The organism is Streptomyces sp. NPDC005303, from assembly GCF_040607335.1.
Classification (GTDB): domain Bacteria; phylum Actinomycetota; class Actinomycetes; order Streptomycetales; family Streptomycetaceae; genus Streptomyces.
Genome location: NZ_JBEXGM010000002.1, coordinates 93,478 through 108,719 on the forward strand (window position 1 = coordinate 93,478; position 15,242 = coordinate 108,719).

The 15,242-nt window shown below is 70.2% G+C and carries 14 protein-coding genes; 7 read left to right on the forward strand and 7 right to left on the reverse strand.

The features are described from left to right. Window positions 1-128: 128 nt before the first annotated feature. Complete coding sequence (locus ABZT93_RS04360; protein WP_356099771.1) at window positions 129-461, forward strand: DUF6083 domain-containing protein; 333 nt, start codon at window positions 129-131, stop codon at window positions 459-461. Window positions 462-730: 269 nt separating this feature from the next. On the opposite strand, the gene ABZT93_RS04365 is transcribed toward ABZT93_RS04360, so the two are convergent. Beyond that, window positions 731-925 (reverse strand): hypothetical protein, encoded by a 195-nt coding sequence (locus ABZT93_RS04365; RefSeq protein ID WP_356098710.1) that lies wholly within the window; start codon window positions 923-925, stop codon window positions 731-733. A gap of 365 nt (window positions 926-1,290) precedes the next feature. Between ABZT93_RS04365 and ABZT93_RS04370 the strand changes: the two genes are divergently transcribed. Next, on the forward strand, window positions 1,291-2,412 hold the full coding sequence (locus ABZT93_RS04370; RefSeq protein WP_356098713.1) for an acyltransferase family protein: 1,122 nt from the start codon (window positions 1,291-1,293) through the stop codon (window positions 2,410-2,412). On the opposite strand, the gene ABZT93_RS04375 is transcribed toward ABZT93_RS04370, so the two are convergent. Both ABZT93_RS04375 and ABZT93_RS04380 read right to left on the reverse strand, forming a co-directional pair. Then, window positions 2,409-2,864, reverse strand: coding sequence for an HD domain-containing protein (locus tag ABZT93_RS04375; RefSeq protein ID WP_356098716.1), 456 nt, complete (start codon window positions 2,862-2,864; stop codon window positions 2,409-2,411). The genes ABZT93_RS04370 and ABZT93_RS04375 overlap by 4 nt on opposite strands. A 210-nt stretch (window positions 2,865-3,074) precedes the next feature. Then, window positions 3,075-4,256 (reverse strand): PP2C family protein-serine/threonine phosphatase, encoded by a 1,182-nt coding sequence (locus tag ABZT93_RS04380; RefSeq protein WP_356098719.1) that lies wholly within the window; start codon window positions 4,254-4,256, stop codon window positions 3,075-3,077. A 168-nt stretch (window positions 4,257-4,424) separates the two neighbouring features. On the opposite strand from ABZT93_RS04380, the gene ABZT93_RS04385 reads away from it, so the two are divergent. Further along, a complete protein-coding gene (locus ABZT93_RS04385; RefSeq protein WP_356098722.1) occupies window positions 4,425-5,654 on the forward strand; it encodes a GNAT family N-acetyltransferase in 1,230 nt (409 codons plus the stop codon). Between the two features lie 10 nt (window positions 5,655-5,664). Here the strand turns inward: ABZT93_RS04385 and ABZT93_RS04390 are convergent, their stop codons facing one another. After that, window positions 5,665-6,480 (reverse strand): DNA-formamidopyrimidine glycosylase family protein, encoded by an 816-nt coding sequence (locus ABZT93_RS04390; protein ID WP_356098725.1) that lies wholly within the window; start codon window positions 6,478-6,480, stop codon window positions 5,665-5,667. A 241-nt stretch (window positions 6,481-6,721) separates the two neighbouring features. Further along, on the reverse strand, window positions 6,722-7,207 hold the full coding sequence (locus ABZT93_RS04395) for a ribose-5-phosphate isomerase (protein ID WP_356098728.1): 486 nt from the start codon (window positions 7,205-7,207) through the stop codon (window positions 6,722-6,724). 204 nt (window positions 7,208-7,411) lie between these two features. Between ABZT93_RS04395 and ABZT93_RS04400 the strand changes: the two genes are divergently transcribed. Beyond that, a complete protein-coding gene (locus ABZT93_RS04400; RefSeq protein ID WP_356098731.1) occupies window positions 7,412-8,824 on the forward strand; it encodes an amino acid permease in 1,413 nt (470 codons plus the stop codon). 68 nt (window positions 8,825-8,892) lie between these two features. Here ABZT93_RS04400 and ABZT93_RS04405 read toward each other — a convergent pair whose 3' ends face one another. After that, a complete protein-coding gene (locus ABZT93_RS04405; RefSeq protein ID WP_356098734.1) occupies window positions 8,893-11,661 on the reverse strand; it encodes a protein kinase in 2,769 nt (922 codons plus the stop codon). Window positions 11,662-11,855: 194 nt separating this feature from the next. Between ABZT93_RS04405 and ABZT93_RS04410 the strand changes: the two genes are divergently transcribed. Both ABZT93_RS04410 and ABZT93_RS04415 read left to right on the forward strand, forming a co-directional pair. Beyond that, the gene (locus tag ABZT93_RS04410) at window positions 11,856-12,581 is read left to right on the forward strand and encodes an LPXTG cell wall anchor domain-containing protein (RefSeq protein ID WP_356099773.1); all 726 of its coding nucleotides are present in this window, start codon (window positions 11,856-11,858) and stop codon (window positions 12,579-12,581) included. A gap of 43 nt (window positions 12,582-12,624) precedes the next feature. Then, window positions 12,625-12,864, forward strand: a complete 240-nt coding sequence (locus ABZT93_RS04415) for a hypothetical protein (protein ID WP_356098737.1) — start codon at window positions 12,625-12,627, stop codon at window positions 12,862-12,864. Here ABZT93_RS04415 and ABZT93_RS04420 read toward each other — a convergent pair. Further along, entirely contained in the window at window positions 12,854-13,429 is a 576-nt protein-coding gene (locus tag ABZT93_RS04420; RefSeq protein ID WP_356098740.1) for a biotin transporter BioY, read from the reverse strand. The genes ABZT93_RS04415 and ABZT93_RS04420 overlap by 11 nt on opposite strands. Window positions 13,430-13,848: 419 nt before the next feature. Between ABZT93_RS04420 and ABZT93_RS04425 the strand changes: the two genes are divergently transcribed. Continuing rightward, window positions 13,849-15,066 carry an ROK family protein gene (locus ABZT93_RS04425; RefSeq protein WP_356098743.1) on the forward strand — a complete coding sequence of 406 codons (1,218 nt, stop codon included), beginning with the start codon at window positions 13,849-13,851 and terminating at the stop codon, window positions 15,064-15,066. The last annotated feature ends 176 nt before the right edge of the window (window positions 15,067-15,242 follow it).

Here is a 15,242-nt window from a genome sequence, read left to right on the forward strand (position 1 = left end):
CGATTCGGGATCGTGACCAGTTGGCATGCCATCGCTGCGGGGAGACCAGCCGCGCCGTGCGTGAGCGCGGACGGTTCGGCCTCATGGCGAGCTACTGCGAGGGGTGCTGGAACACCTTCGCCAACGAGATGGCCGAAGCCGATGGGGCCACAGCCGCCCCCAGACCGGATCCTGCCCCCGACGACGTGACATGGATCGAGCCACCTATTTGCCCCGAATGTGGCGTATTGGTTCGCATATATCCCACGAACTACGACCGATGGGTCAGCCTCGCCATGGTGGAGTTGCCCGCCAAAGACGTCCCAGAGGCCTTCAGGTGGCGTTTGACGAGGCTTCCGGGGCGATCCCCCATCCTCACGGATATCGTGGCCGTACGGGTCCGCGGAATCGATCCGCTACCGAGCGAACCCGTCGTACCGGCTCACCGCATGACGTGTGTCCCCGAGTGGGGTGAGCTGTAGATCGCAAGGCAGCGAGCAGAAGGCCCCGCCCCGTGTCCTCCGCGTGCCCGATCGAGCAGCGACCGGCGGGGAGTAGCGGGGAACACAGGCGAGCAGCCCGAGAACTTGCAGGTCACCGTCTCGCCAGGTCAGGCCACATCCGCATACGCGATCTTCCAAACTAGCTACGCGGGTTCGATTCCCGTCGCCCGCTCCGAGAAGGCCTCCGGCCCGGTCCCCCAGGGGATCGGGCCGGAGGCCTTTTGGTGTGGCTGTCCCGTGTGACGGGGCTAGAACTGGATCGAGTTGATGGTCTGCGCTATCGAGTCCAGGAAGCGTTGGATGTCGTCGGCCATGCCGGTCGAAGCGAGGAAGAAGCCGAAGAGCACCGCGACTATGGCGGGGCCTGCCTTGATGGAGCCTCCCCGGATCAACACCACGAGGATGATCCCCAACAGCAGCACCACTGACAGCGAAATGGCCACAACTGATCACACCCTCGGTCGGTCCCGCTCTCCCGGCCCGGGGACGCGACCCCGCGACCCCCGCCAGAACCATCGTGCCACCAACGCGGCCCGCATATGCGGCCGGTGAGGCAACGTTTGGCCATGCCGATACACGCGCCGCACCCCCTGGCCGGTTCCTTTCGGTCTCCGGTCACCGCGTCCGCACATTCCGTCCGCAGGGTTTTCGAAGCATCGACACAGATGTGCGACGGGCATGGTTATGAGGCATTTCGACGGGATTAATCACGACAATCCAGGCCGCCTGAAGACGGCTCAGAAGTGAACAAGCAGCAACGAGACGACTGGTTTTACGGAGACACACAGCCGGGACTAGGGTGCCTCAGATGTTTTCAGCCGCCGCCGACGCAGTCCCCCGTCCACGCCCACCGCAGGACCCTCCGTCTCACAAACAGCGTGACGCTTTCTTCGACAACGCCAAGTACCTGGCCATCGTCCTGGTGGCGGTCGCGCACTCCTGGGAACCGCTCAAGGGGGACAGCCGGATCCTGGAGGGCGTGTACACGGTGGTGTACTCGTTCCACATGCCGGCGTTCATCGTCATCTCCGGCTTCTTCTCACGCAGTTTCGACATGCGCCCGGACCGGCTGAAGCGGCTCGTCACCGGCGTCGCCGTGCCGTACATCGTCTTCGAGACGGCGTACTCCCTCTTCAAGCGCTACGCCGACCACGACCCGGGCATGGAGATCAGCCTCCTCGACCCGTGGTTCCTGACCTGGTTCCTGGTGGCGCTGTTCATCTGGCGGCTGACCACGCCGATCTGGAAGCTGGTGCGGTGGCCGCTGCCGCTCGCGCTCGGCATCGCGATGCTGGCGTCCGTGACCCCGGACATCGGCGACGACCTGGACCTGCAGCGGGTGTTGCAGTTCCTGCCGTACTTCGTGCTGGGCCTGGTCATGAAGCCGGAGCACTTCCGCATGGTGCGTCGGCGTTCGATGCGGATCGCGGCGGTGCCGGTGTTCGCCGCCGCCCTCGCCGTCGGCTGGTGGGCGGTGCCACGCATGGCCACCGAGTGGTTCTACCACCGCAACGCCGTCCAGGAGATGGGCGCGCCCTGGTGGACGGGACCCGTCATGGTGCTGGCCATGTTCGGCAGTTCGCTGCTGCTGACGGCCTGCTTCTTCGCCTGGGTGCCGGGCCGGCGCATGTGGTTCACCGCACTCGGCGCGGGCACGCTGTACGGCTATCTGCTGCACGGCTTCCTGATCAAGGGCGCGGACTTCGCGGGCTGGTTCGACCACCCCTGGCTGCACCGTCCGGCCGGTGAGCTCTTCGTGAGCGCCCTGGCCGCGCTCGCCGTCACCCTGCTGTGCACCGCGCCGGTGCGCCGCGTCCTCCGGTGTGTGATGGAGCCCGACATGAACTGGGCGTTCCGGCGGGAGGCGGCCGAGGTGGCGCGCGAGCGCGAGCAGAAGGCGGCGGCTCCCCGGGAGAAGGTCAGCGCCTAGCCGGACGCCGGCAGACCGAGTAACGCGCGCATCCTCGCGTACTTCTCGGTCAGTCGTTTCCGGGTCGCCTCGTCGAGGACCGCCAGGCGTGCCGGGTCCGCGTTGTGCGCCAGATCGGCCTGTTTCACCAGCAGGGCGCCCGGGGTCGCGAGGATGCGCCCGGCGTACGCCTCGGGCGGCTCCCCGGCCCGCTTGGTGACGGCGAGCACGATGTCCTTCGTACGGCGGCTCAGGGCGGCCTCGTCGAGCCACTGCGCGGAGAGCGCGTCGTCCTCGACCGAGTCGTGCAGCCAGGCCGCGGCGATCTGCTCGTCGTCGCCGCCCCGCGCGCGTACGCCATCGGCGACGGCCCGCAGGTGTTCGGCGTAGGGCCGGCCGGCTTTGTCGGTCTGGCCCTCGTGTGCGGCGCGGGCGAGGGCCTCGACCTCGGCCAGGGTCAACTCGTCGGTCATTGCCCCAGTGTGGCGCGCCGCAGCGCCACGTGGGCCGGGAGGCGGGCCGCGGTGCAACCGAGCACGACGACCGTGCGACCGTGACCGCGAAGGCGCCGTGGACGAGGACCGTGGACGAGCGCCGTGGACGAGGGCGGCGAGGCGGGCGCGGCGCAGCGCCGGGAGCCGGGCCGGGGTGACCGGTACGCACCCCTGCCCGCGCACGAACGGCTAGCGCGGCATCGCCTGGGCCGTCGGGCCCTCCCGGCAGATCAGCAGCAGCGCCCGGTCGTCGTTGACGTCCTTGGCGACCGCTTCGATCAGGTGCCAGGCGGCGCCGTGGAAGCCGCCGGCCACATACCGGTCGGCCTCCCCCGTCAGCCGGTCGATGCCCTCCACTATGTCCCGGTCGGACGTCTCCACCAGGCCGTCGGTGAAGAGCATCAGGACGTCGCCGGGGCGGAGTGATCCCTTGACGGGGTCGAACTGGGCGCCGTCGTAGACACCGAGGAGAGGGCCCTCCGCGGCCTTCTCCTCCCAGCGGCCGCTGCCGGCGCTGAGCTGCAGCCCCGGCGGATGGCCGGCGGAGTAGAGCTCGTAGTCGCCGGAGTCGAGGTCAAGGACCAGGTGGATCGAGGTCGCGAAGCCCTCGTCCCAGTCCTGGCGCAGCAGATAGCCGTTCGCGGCGGGCAGGAAGGCGTGCGGGGGCAGCGACCCCAGCAGGCCGCCGAACGCCCCCGACAGCAGCAGCGCACGCGATCCCGCGTCCATGCCCTTGCCGGAGACGTCCGTCAGGACGACCTCCAGCGTCCGGCCGCCGTTCGTGCGGGCCGCGACCACGAAGTCGCCGGAGAAGGACTGCCCGCCCGCGGGACGCAGGGCCATCTCCCGGTGCCAGCCCTGGGGCAGGTGCGGCAGCTTGCTCTGTACGCGGATGCGTTCGCGCAGGTCGAACAGCATGGTGCCGCCGCGCCGCCAGGGCACCCCGACCCGGCTGCGGAACTGGGCGATCAGCAGGCCGAAGAAACCGCAGGCGGCCACGACCAGGACCACGCCCGGGGTGACCCGGGACGGACCTTCGGTGTACGGCCCCAGCCGCACCGACTCCACGATCAGCGCGGTCGCAGCCGCCGCGTACAGGCCGAGCAGGCTCGCCGGGCGCAGCAGCAGACCGCCGGCGACGATCGGGAGGACCAGTGCGGCCGGTGAGCACCACACCGAGTTCATCAAGGTGATGGCCGCGATCACCGGGATGGTCAGGAGCAGACCCGCGAGCGCGACCCAGTCCGAGCCGTCGCCGCGGAAGTAGTCCACGGCGCTTCTGCGCAGGCCGACGCGGACCCGGTGCCACTGCATCCTCAACCGGGCCGTGAACGTATCGGCTGCCGCGCGCCGCTCTCGTCCTGCTGCCATTAGTTCGGGACCTTATCCGTCGAACCCCCTGCTTGGCACAGGAGGTACGACTTGTCCCCCGTGCGAGGTTCAACTTCACAGTCCTTCAAGGGCCGTACAGTCCCCCGCTCACAACGGTCCCCATGAAATTCCCTCGCTCGCCCCGCAATGCCCTGGTAGGCATGGTTCATGGGGACTGACTTGCGGGTGCTTCGGCAGGACGACTGGGAAGAGTGGTACGACAACCTGATCCGCGCCTTCGGCGGGGTTCCGGAATCGGCCGAGGAGCGGGAGCTGTTTCGTCAGCTCACCGAGCACGAGCGTTCCATCGGCGTGTGGGACGGCGAGCGGTGTGTGGGCACGGCGGGGGCGTTCTCCTTCCGGGTGACCGTGCCGGGCGGTGCCGCGGTGCCGGCCGCGGGGGTCACCATGGTGAGCGTGGCGGCCACGCACCGGCGGCGCGGGGTGCTGACCTCGATGATGCGCCGCCAGCTGGACGACGTGCGCTCCTGGGGCGAACCGCTGGCCGTGCTCACCGCCTCCGAGCCGGTGATCTACGGCCGGTTCGGGTACGGCGTCGGCACCTACAACCTCAACGCCGACATCGACACGACCCGGGTCCGGCTGTCCCTGCCGGCCGGCACCGACGACGTACGGCTGCGGTACGCGGCGCCAGCCGAGGTGCTCGACGCGTGCGAGTCGGTCTACGCCCGGCTCGTGCCCCGGCGGCCCGGGATGGTCGCGCGGATTCCGGGCTGGGAGCGGCTGTGGCTGCTCGACCCGGAGAGCGAACGGGACGGTGCCTCACCGCTGCAGTGCGTGGTAGCGGAGCGGGACGGGGAGGTCGTGGGGTTCGTGCGCTACCGGGTCAAGGCGGACTGGGAGCCGGCCGGGCCCAGGGGCACGGTGATCGTCTCCGACCTGGAGGCGCTGGATCCGGCCGCGCACGGCGCGTTGTGGCGGTTCCTCTTCGACCTCGACCTCACCTCCCGGATCGACATCCGGCGGCGGCCGGTCGACGAGGCCTGGCAGTACCTGGTCTCCGACGTACGGCGCTGCTCGCTGCTGGTGCGGGACTCACTGCATGTGCGGCTGGTCGACGTCGGGGCCGCACTGGCGGCCCGGACCTATCAGACGCCGGTGGACGTGGTGTTGGAGGTCGAGGACTCCTTCTGCCCCTGGAACACCGGGCGTTGGCGGCTCAGTGGGGACACGAAGGGCGCGTCCTGCGAGCGTACGACGGACCCGGCCGATCTCGCCCTGTCCGTACGGGAGTTGGGGGCGGCCTATCTCGGCGGCGTGAGCCTCGCCTCGCTGGCGGGGGCCGGTCTGGTGCGGGAGCTGCGGCAGGGGGCGCTGGCCGAGGCGGCGGTGGGGTTCGGGTCGGCGGTGGCGCCCTGGCTGCCGCACGGGTTCTAGGGCCCTGTTCTCAACGGCTCTGGCAGGTCGGGCACCAGAAGAGGTTGCGGGCGGCGAGATCGGCGGTGCGGATCTCGCCGCCACAGATGTGACAGGGCAGGTTGGCCCTGCGGTACACGTAGACCTCGCCGCCGTGGTCGTCGACGCGGGGCGGGCGGCCCATCGCCTCCGGGGTGTGCTCCGGGCGGACGGTGTCGATGCGGTTGTTCCGCACGCCCTCGCGCATGAGCTCGACGAGGTCGGCCCAGATCGCGTCCCACTCGGCGGGGGTGATGTCCCTGCCCGCGCGGTACGGGTCGACGCGGTGCCGGAAGAGGACCTCCGCCCGGTAGACGTTGCCCACGCCCGCGATGACCTTCTGGTCCATCAGCAGGGCGGCGATCGTCGTACGACTGCGGGAGATCCGCCGGTACGCGGCGTGCGGGTCGGTGTCGTCGCCGGAGCGCAGGGGGTCCGGGCCGAGCCGGTCGTGTATCGCCCGCTTCTCGGTGGGGGTGATCAGGGCGCAGGTCGTGGGGCCCCGCAGGTCGACGTAGGCCGTGGGGTTCGCGAGGCGGAGGCGGACCGTGTCGGTGGGCGGGGGTGCGGGGGCCGCGCCGAAGGTGACCTTGCCGAAGAGGCCGAGGTGGATGTGGACCCAGTCGGTGTCGCGGAAGCCGAGGAAGAGGTGTTTGCCGTGGGCCTCGGTGCGGGTGAGTTCGGAGCGGTCGAGGAGGGCGGCGGCGTCGGAGAACTTGCCCTGGGGGCTGGTGACGCGGGGGGTGGTGCCTTGGAACGCGGCGCCGTAGTCCTGGGCCAGGCGGTGGATCGTGTGCCCCTCAGGCACGGTGGCTCCTTGTTCGTATGCGAGTGGGGCGGGCCATGGGGTTTTCGCCCCCGCCGCCCCTACCCGTCCCGTCCTCCAGGGGCTACCGCCCCTTCGACCCCGCCCCTTCGACCCCGCCCCAGGGGGCTCCGCCCCCTGGACCCCCGCTCCTCAAACGCCGGAGGGGCTGGATTTCGCGCAGGTGACCCATCCAGGGGCGCGGGGAACTGCGCGACAGGCCCCGCCGCCCCAGCGCCGGAGGCTACTGCTGGGGGTGGTGTGCCGGGATCGCCGGCAGGTCGCCGGTCGTCTCGTAGGCGGACAGCATGTCGATGCGGCGCTGGTGGCGCTCGTCGCCGGAGAACGGCGTGGCGAGGAAGGTCTCGACGAACTTCGTCGCCTCCTCCGTGGAGTGCATGCGGGCGCCCACCGCGACGACGTTGGCGTTGTTGTGCTGGCGGCCCAGTGACGCGGTCTCCTCGCTCCAGGCGAGGGCCGCCCGGACGCCCTTGACCTTGTTCGCCGCGATCTGCTCGCCGTTGCCCGAGCCGCCGATCACGACGCCGAGGGAGTCGGCGTCGGCGGCGGTGCGCTCGGCGGCGCGGAGGCAGAACGGCGGGTAGTCGTCCTGGGCGTCGTAGATGTGGGGGCCGCAGTCGACCACGTCATGGCCGGCCGCCTTGAGCCAGTCGGCGAGGTGGTTCTTGAGTTCGAAGCCCGCATGGTCGGAGCCGAGATACACGCGCATAAGACGAGTGTGACACGGCTGTTTCGGGGCAGCAGCCCCGGGTGTCAGCGAGGAAAACAGCGAACCCGACAATGGATCCTCAAGGAAACCTCAAGTAACGATCTGGATTCAAAGGTTCACGAATTTCTTTGCCTCCGATTCACTGGACCGACCCGTACACCGCTCGTACGGGAGCCCCACACCCGGCACGAAGGAATTCCCCGTATGACTGGTCTCCAGGCCGGACTCAAGAACCGTCACCTCTCGATGATCGCCATCGGCGGTGTCATCGGAGCGGGCCTTTTCGTGGGCTCCAGCTCCGGTATCGCCACCGCCGGACCCGGCATCCTGCTGTCGTACGCCCTCGTCGGCACCCTGGTCGTCCTCGTGATGCGGATGCTCGGTGAGATGTCCGCCGCGAACCCGAACTCCGGGTCCTTCTCGGCGCACGCCGACCGGGCCCTAGGGCGCTGGGCCGGTTTCTCCATCGGCTGGCTGTACTGGTTCTTCTGGGTCGTCGTGCTCGCCGTCGAGGCGACCGCCGGTGCCAAGATCCTCGAAGGATGGATACCCGCCGTACCGCAATGGGGGTGGGCGCTGATCGTGATGGTGGTGCTGACCGCCACCAACCTCGTCTCGGTGGGGTCCTACGGCGAGTTCGAGTTCTGGTTCGCCGGAATCAAGGTCGTCGCCATCGGTGCGTTCATCGTCATCGGCCTGCTCGCCGTGTTCGGCGTCCTGCCGGGCGTCGACGCCGACCAGGCGGGGCTCTCCAACCTCACCGACCACGGCGGCTTCCTGCCGCACGGGCCCGGCGCCATCCTCACCGGTGTGCTGCTCGTCGTCTTCTCCTTCATGGGCAGCGAGATCGCCACGCTCGCGGCCGGTGAGTCGGAGGACCCGCAGCGGGCCGTGACCAAGTCGACCAACAGCATCATCTGGCGTATCGCGGTGTTCTACCTCGGCTCGATCTTCGTCGTGGTCGCGCTGCTGCCCTGGGACTCCAAGTCCATCCAGGACGACGGCTCCTACGTCGCCGCGCTCGACTCCCTCGGGATCGCGCACGCCGGTCAGATCATGAACTTCATCGTGCTGACCTCGGTGCTGTCCTGCCTCAACTCCGGCCTCTACACGGCCTCCCGGATGGCCTTCTCGCTCGGCGAGCGCGGTGACGCGCCGAAGGCGTTCGCGCGGGTCAACGGCCGGGGTGTGCCGATGGCCGCGATCCTCGCGTCGGTGGTGTTCGGCTTCGTCGCCGTGTTCTTCAACTACCTCTCCCCCGACAAGATCTTCCTGTTCCTCGTCAACTCCTCCGGTGCGGTGGCCCTGTTCGTGTGGCTGGTCATCTGCTTCTCGCAGCTGCGGATGCGGAAGATCATCCAGGCCGAGGCGCCGGAGAAGCTGGTCGTGAAGATGTGGCTGTACCCGTATCTGACCTGGGCGACGGCCGCGTTGATCGTGTTCGTCCTCGGCTACATGCTGACCGACACGGAGCACGACGGGCGGGAGACCGTGCTGCTGTCGCTGCTCGTCGCGGCGGTGGTGCTGGCCATCGCCGTGGTCAAGGAGAAGGTCGGACGCGGGCGGGCGGGTGCCGCACCCGCGGGTGAGGTGACGGACAAGGTCTCCGTCGGCTGAACGGATGTGTGAGCGGGGCTCCGTGGCGTGTGCCGCGGGGCCCCTTTTCTGTGCGTTCTTCCGGGCGTTCAGAGGACGGTGAAGCTGTCCTTCACCTTCTCGTACGTCTTGAGGGCCTGCGTCTCGATCCCCGGCTGGTACCAGGTGTTGACCTGGTACGACTTGTCGCCCGCGTTGAAGCCCAGCAGTTCGGCGTGCCAGGGGACGCCGCCGAGGGTGAAGGTGTACTCCCAGACGACCGCGGGGTGGTCGCGGAACGTCGTCTCCTCCAGGCGGATCTTGCGGTAGTCCTGGCCCTGGTGGGCGTTCTGCTCGGAGGTCCTCCAGGTCTCCATCAAGTCCCCTCGGGCGAGGGAGGACTTGGCCGCGAGCTCCTGCTGTCCGTCCGGCGAGGTGTAGTGGACCTCGGCCCCCGTCTTCACGTCCCGCCGCCAGGCGGCGGGGGTCGCCCACGCGAACCCTCCGGCCTCCTCATGGGCACCGGGCGGGAGCGAACGGGGCCGGGAGGTGCCCTCGACGGTCGAGGTCGGGGTGCCGGCGGGGGTGGAGGCGCCGGATTCCGAGGCGGAGACGGAGGCGGAAGCCGAGGCGGACGGGGAGCCGCCCGCCTTGTCGTCGCCGGGTGAGCCGGAGGTGGTGGCCAGAACGATCGCGACCACGACGGCACCTGCGGCGACCACGCTTCCCACGGTGACCAGGGCGGTCCGGCGCCGACCGCGGTGCGGGGCGGCGGTGGGGTGGGCGGGGTCGGGGAGTTCGCCCGGCGGACTGCGGTGGGGATGGGGGCCGAGGACCACGGCTGGAGCGGTGTCGGGGTCCGGGGCGGGGTGGGGCTGGGGGTCGGTGCCGGGATCGGTACGGGGGTTGGTGACGGGGCGGTCGGTGCCGATGGCTTGTCCGGCGGAGCCTGGGCTGCCGACGCCTGCCGCCGTGCCCTCGCCTTCCGGACCTGGCGCGAGGCCTGGATCCGGGCCCGGGCCGGGGTGTTGACCGGGTACGGCCTGATTGCCGCGGACCAGGGAGACACCGGGTTGGTGGGGGCGACGGTGAACCGGCGGTATCGGACCGACACGGGTGGGTGCGGAGGCCGCGCGCGTGGGGGTGTCCCGTGTCGGTGCCTCCGGCATCGGGAAGTGCTCCGTAGGCGCCCCCGCCGACAGGGAGTCCTGCGTGGGAGCGCTGGCGAGGGGAGTACTGGTCGTGGTGGCACCTGCCCGGAGTGCGGCTCCCACGGAACTCCCGGACGGGGTCTCCGACCGGGCCTCCGAACGCTCCTCCGAGGCGGCCTCGGTGGAGGCACTGGCGACGCCGTCGATCGAGAACGGCTCGGCAGCGGTGGGGGGTTCGGGCCGTGCTGCCACGCCCTCGTCACCGGCCACGCCCGAGGAGGCATACCCGGGCGGCACGGCATCGGACGGCTCCACGACGCCGGACTCACCCATCGCACCGCCTACGGCCGCCCCGGAGACTTCGGCGAGCGCATGTCCGAACGGCACCGCATCCGACGGCTCCACCTCAGCAGGCGCAGGTCCGGCCGCCTCAGCCGCCGTCTCCGGTTCCGGCTCCGGCACCCGCGGATCCCGTACCGCCCGCACGAGCCGTGCCTCCAGATAGGCGGGGGTCTCCGACGAGCCCGGTCCTGGTGAGCCGCTGGGCCGTTCCGGCGGAGGATCCCTCGGTTCCCGCTGGGCCCACAGCGGTGCCGAAGCCCCCGCTTGCTCCGACACCGGCACCTCCTCCGGCGCCTGTGCCCCGTCCTCCCGCCCGGGGGCCGCTGCCTGTGCGAGGTCTGCCTGCCCTGGGACCGGCGCCCGCGCAGAGTCCACCCGGCCCAGCTCCGGCACTTGCCCGGAATCCCCCTCGCCCACGCCCTGCACCCGCGTAGAGGCCACCCGCCCCGGGTCTCCCACCGAAGGCTCCCGGCTCCCCTCTCCCTCGGCCACCGGCTCCCGCCCGGCCTCGTCGACGTCTCCCCCCGGGTCCCGCCGCTCACCCGGATCCGTCCGCCCGACCTTCAAGGTCGGCGTAGGCGCCGGGAACGCGACCGTGTGCAGGGCCGATTCCACCTCGTCCAGGCCCGGCCGTATCGATGGGTCCTTCTCCAGCAGGGCCGCCAGGATGTCGGTCAACGGGCCCGCCGCCGCGGGGAGTTCGGGCTCCTCGTAGAGAACGGCGTGCAGCGTGGCCAGGGTGGTGTCGCGGGAGAAGGGGGAGCGGCCGCCCAGGGCCGCGCAGAGCGTCGCTCCCAGGGACCAGATGTCCGACGGCGGTCCCTGCGGGCGCCCGGAGACCCGCTCCGGGGCCATGTAGTCGGGGGAGCCGACGAGCATGCCGACCATGGTGAGCGCCTTGGCGTCCTGCATCGCGGCGATGCCGAAGTCCGTCAGTACGATCCGGCGGCCGGTGCGGTCACCGGACTCCACCAGGACGTTCCCGGGTTTGATGTCCCGGTGCAGGACGCCGCGTGCGTGCACCTGGCGGAGCGCCCGCACCAACCCCAGCCCGAGCAGCGCCGTTTCGCGCGGGCCGAGCGGCCCGTCCTCCACCGTCATCCGTTCCAGGGAGCGGCCCTTGACCAACTCCATGACGATCCACAGGCGTTCGCCCTCGTCCACGACGTCGTAGACCCGTACGACGTTGGGGTGGTCGATCCGGGCCGTGGCCCTGGCCTCGCGCAGGGTGCGTTCACGGCGGGTGCGGGTGTCCTCCGCGTCGAGGCCGTCGATCCGCATCTCCTTGACCGCGACCTGCCGGTCGAGCATCTCGTCGGCGGCCCGCCACACCCTTCCCATTCCCCCCTGGCCGATACTTTCGACCAGGCGATAGCGTCCTGTCACCAGGAGCCCTGGAACTCCGCCGCGCCTCTCATTTCCCGTGTCTCCCGTATTCCCCGGCAATCCGCTGCACCCCCTCAACGATGTCCCGAGTGGAACACAATGGTCACACTTCGCGCCGTACCAGCATAGTGCGGAGAAATCTTGTGGTACCTCTTCAAGTACTGCGAATTCAGGCGCAGCCAAGGGGGGCGAACATGAGTTCTCGTCGTATGACGACCATTGCCGGATCGCTGGTCACGGCGGCTTTCTCGACGGTGATGATCTGTTCCTTCACCGCGAGCGCGGACGAGGGACCCGCAAGCAGCAAGGGGGGAAAGGCTGTTGACGAGGCGCCGACGGGCGTGAAGCTGACGACGACACTGCCCGCGACGATCTCCGTCGACAACAGCTCGCAGAAGACCGACCTCACGGCCGGTGTGAAGAACGACGGGAGCAAGGACAGCGGAAAGATCAGGCTTTTGGTCGTCGGTTTCGACGGCATGACGGTCAAAAACGTTCAAGGCTGCTCTCCGATGGAAGAAAAGGATCTGCCGGAGGGCTCGAACAGCGGTTTTGTCTGCCCCATCGACAATCTCGCGGCCGGTAAGTCGAAGTCGTACGCCGTCGACGCGACGTTCGATCTCAAGAAGACCGGCAAGATCTGTCTGCCGGTGCAGACCGGCGACGGAAAGAAGACGTTCTGGCAGCAGGGCCCGGTTCCGTTCGGTACGACGAACCCGTCGCCGAACGCCCCGGCCACCCCACTGCTGCTGGGCACCGACAACAAGCCGGTGGCACCCGGTGGCGACGCCCCGAGCGAGCTGCCGAAGACCGGGGCGGAACGTGAACTGCTGCCGCTCGGGGCGGCGGGCGCTTCCCTGATGGCGGCGGGCGTGGCCGGGCTGTGGTGGTCGCAGCGGCGGCCGCGGCGCACCGCCTGATCCGTCCGGAGCGGGAAACGGGTTCACCCTGCGACCCGACCTCGTGTTCCCGGTCCGCTCCCCCGAGGACGTGGTCGCCGCCGTGCGCCACGCGGCCGACGCACGGCTGCCGTTGACCGGGCCGGCCACCGGGCACGGGCTGCCGGGCGCGGATGAGGGCGGCGCGCTCATCAGCACCCGGGCTCGCGCCGCCTGTAACTACACCGGCACGCGCCAGAGGCTCGCCGGGTTGGAGTCGCGCTACGACCCGGCGAGCCTCGTACGAAGGAGGGTCAGCGCTTGAGCAGCTTCCAGGCGGTGGGCAGCACGCCCATCGCCAGGGCCGCCTTGAGGGCGTCGCCGAGGAGGAACGGGGTGAGGCCGGCCGCGATGGCAGCGGACATCGACATGTCGGCCGCGTAGGCGAGGTACGGGACGCCGATCGCGTAGATGATCGCCTCGCCGACCAGCATCGCACCGGCGGTCCGCCACACGTTCCGGTCGGCGCCGCGGCGGGCCAGTGCGCCGACGGCGGCGGAGGCCAGGATCATGCCGAGGATGTAGCCGAAGGAGACGGAGAACCCGGAGGTGCCCTGGGCGAACCACGGGAGTCCGGCGAGGCCGGCCGCCGCGTACAGGGCGAGGGAGGCGACCCCGCGACGGGCGCCGAGGGCGGTGCCGACGAGGAGCGCGGCGAAGGTCTGGCCGGTCACCGGCACCGGGGAGCCCGGCACGGGCACGGAGAGTTGGGCTGCGAGGCCGGTGAGCGCGGCGCCGCCCACCACGAGCGCGATGTCCCGGACGCGGGAGGCGGGGATCAGGTCGGCGAGGACCTGGCCAGTGCGGACGGGGGCGACGGCGGTGCTCATGGGGACTCCGCGTATGTGATCGACAGGGGACACCGTGACGCTATCCCGCTGTCCTCGGACCGATCACCGTCAACGGTCGACAAAGCCTTGAACGCGGGCTTGGTGGACTCCGGACAAAGAGTGTGGGTTACACCGGGTTCGGCGTGATGCCTGTCACTGAGGTGAGGTGGTCCGGGATACAGCGGGCGGGATGGATCCCCCTGTGGGGAATCACCAAATGAATCCTAGCGGTCTGGTCGGATTCACTGTCCTGGCCTACTCTTCGGACATGGTCGCCCAGTCCCGGTACTTCTCGTCGCGTCGCCATGTCGACCTGCGACGCGTGGGCACGGCTGTCTGTCGCCGTCCGGTGTGAGGCGGGTTCCGGCGCGCCTCATCCTCCGAGACGTGTCGGCCCCCGTTCCCGAGGACGGTCTTCCATGCCCCGTACCGCGGCACCCTCCGTCAATCCCCCTCCCACCCGCTCGTCCCGGCGCCGGACCAGCGCCAGTGTCGTCCTGCGGTCCGTGCTGGAGCACGGACCGGTGGCCCGCAGCACCATCTCCCGGCTGACCGGACTCTCCCCGGCCTCCGTCACCGACTACTGCGCCCGCTTCAGCGAACTCGGCCTGATCCGCGAGTCGGAAACACCCCGGCGGTCCCAGGGTGTGGGCCGCCCCCATGTGCCCCTCGACCTGGACGACTCACGGTTCGTCGTGGGCGGGGTCCATGTGGCCGTCCCCTACACGACCGTGGCGCTGCTCGATCTGCGCGGGCGGGTGGTGGACCGGCGCGAACTCCGGCACGACGGAGCCCACACAGCCGACGCAACCGGCGGCGTCGATCCGTCCGTGGTCCTGGCGCGGGCCGCCGACGGGCTCTCCGAACTGCTGGACCGCTCCCCGCGGCTACGGGCCCTGGGTGTCGGCTTCGCGGCCGGTGGCTGGGTGGACCGGGGCTCCGGGACCGTCGTCGAGCATCCCCTGCTGGGCTGGCGCGAGGTGCCGGTGCGGGAGGTGCTCGGCGCCCGCACCGGTCTGCCGGTCCATGTGGACGGCCACGCGCGGGCGTTGGTCGACGCGGAGCGGCTGTTCGGGCGCGCGCGCGGCGGCCGGAGCATGCTGCATCTGTTCGTCGGAAACGTGGTGGACGCGGCCTTCGCCACCCACGACGAGGTGCACCACGGCCCACGCTCCCAGGCGGGTGCCATCGCCCATCTGCCGGTGCCCGGCGGCACCGAACCCTGCCCGTGCGGACGGACCGGATGCCTTCAAGTCGAACTGAGCGAGCGGACGTTGTGCGAGCGCGCGCGGCGGGCCGGGATCACCGACGGCACCAACCCGATGCATGTCGTCGCGGCGGCGGCCGCCGGTGACCAGGAGGCCGTGCGGCTGCTCGTGCGGCGGGCGGGGGCCGTCGGGCGGGCCACGCGGCTGCTGCTGGATGTGCTGAACCCGGAGACGGTCGTGGTCACCGAGGTCGGTGTCATGCACCGGGAGGACTGCCTCGCCGCGCTGCGCGAGGGGGTCGGCGACGCACGCGCAGCTTCTGTGATGCCGACGAGTTTCCCCGATTCCGTGCTCGCCGTGGCCGGCGGTTCGGTGGCGCTCGACGTGCTCTACCGGGATCCGCTGGCCGCGTCACCTGAGGCTATTTAATTCAGAAACTCCGAATATTGACAGGGGTTCCCCATGACCGCGAACATCCTGTTCATGAGCCCTCACCTGTACTGTCGCGCCCTTTGTTGCTGACACGTTGCCCCGCGTGACGCGCTCATTTCCTCCGCATGAACTCATTTCTCCGTGAGTTTTCCGTGCGCTGATTCCAGGGAGTC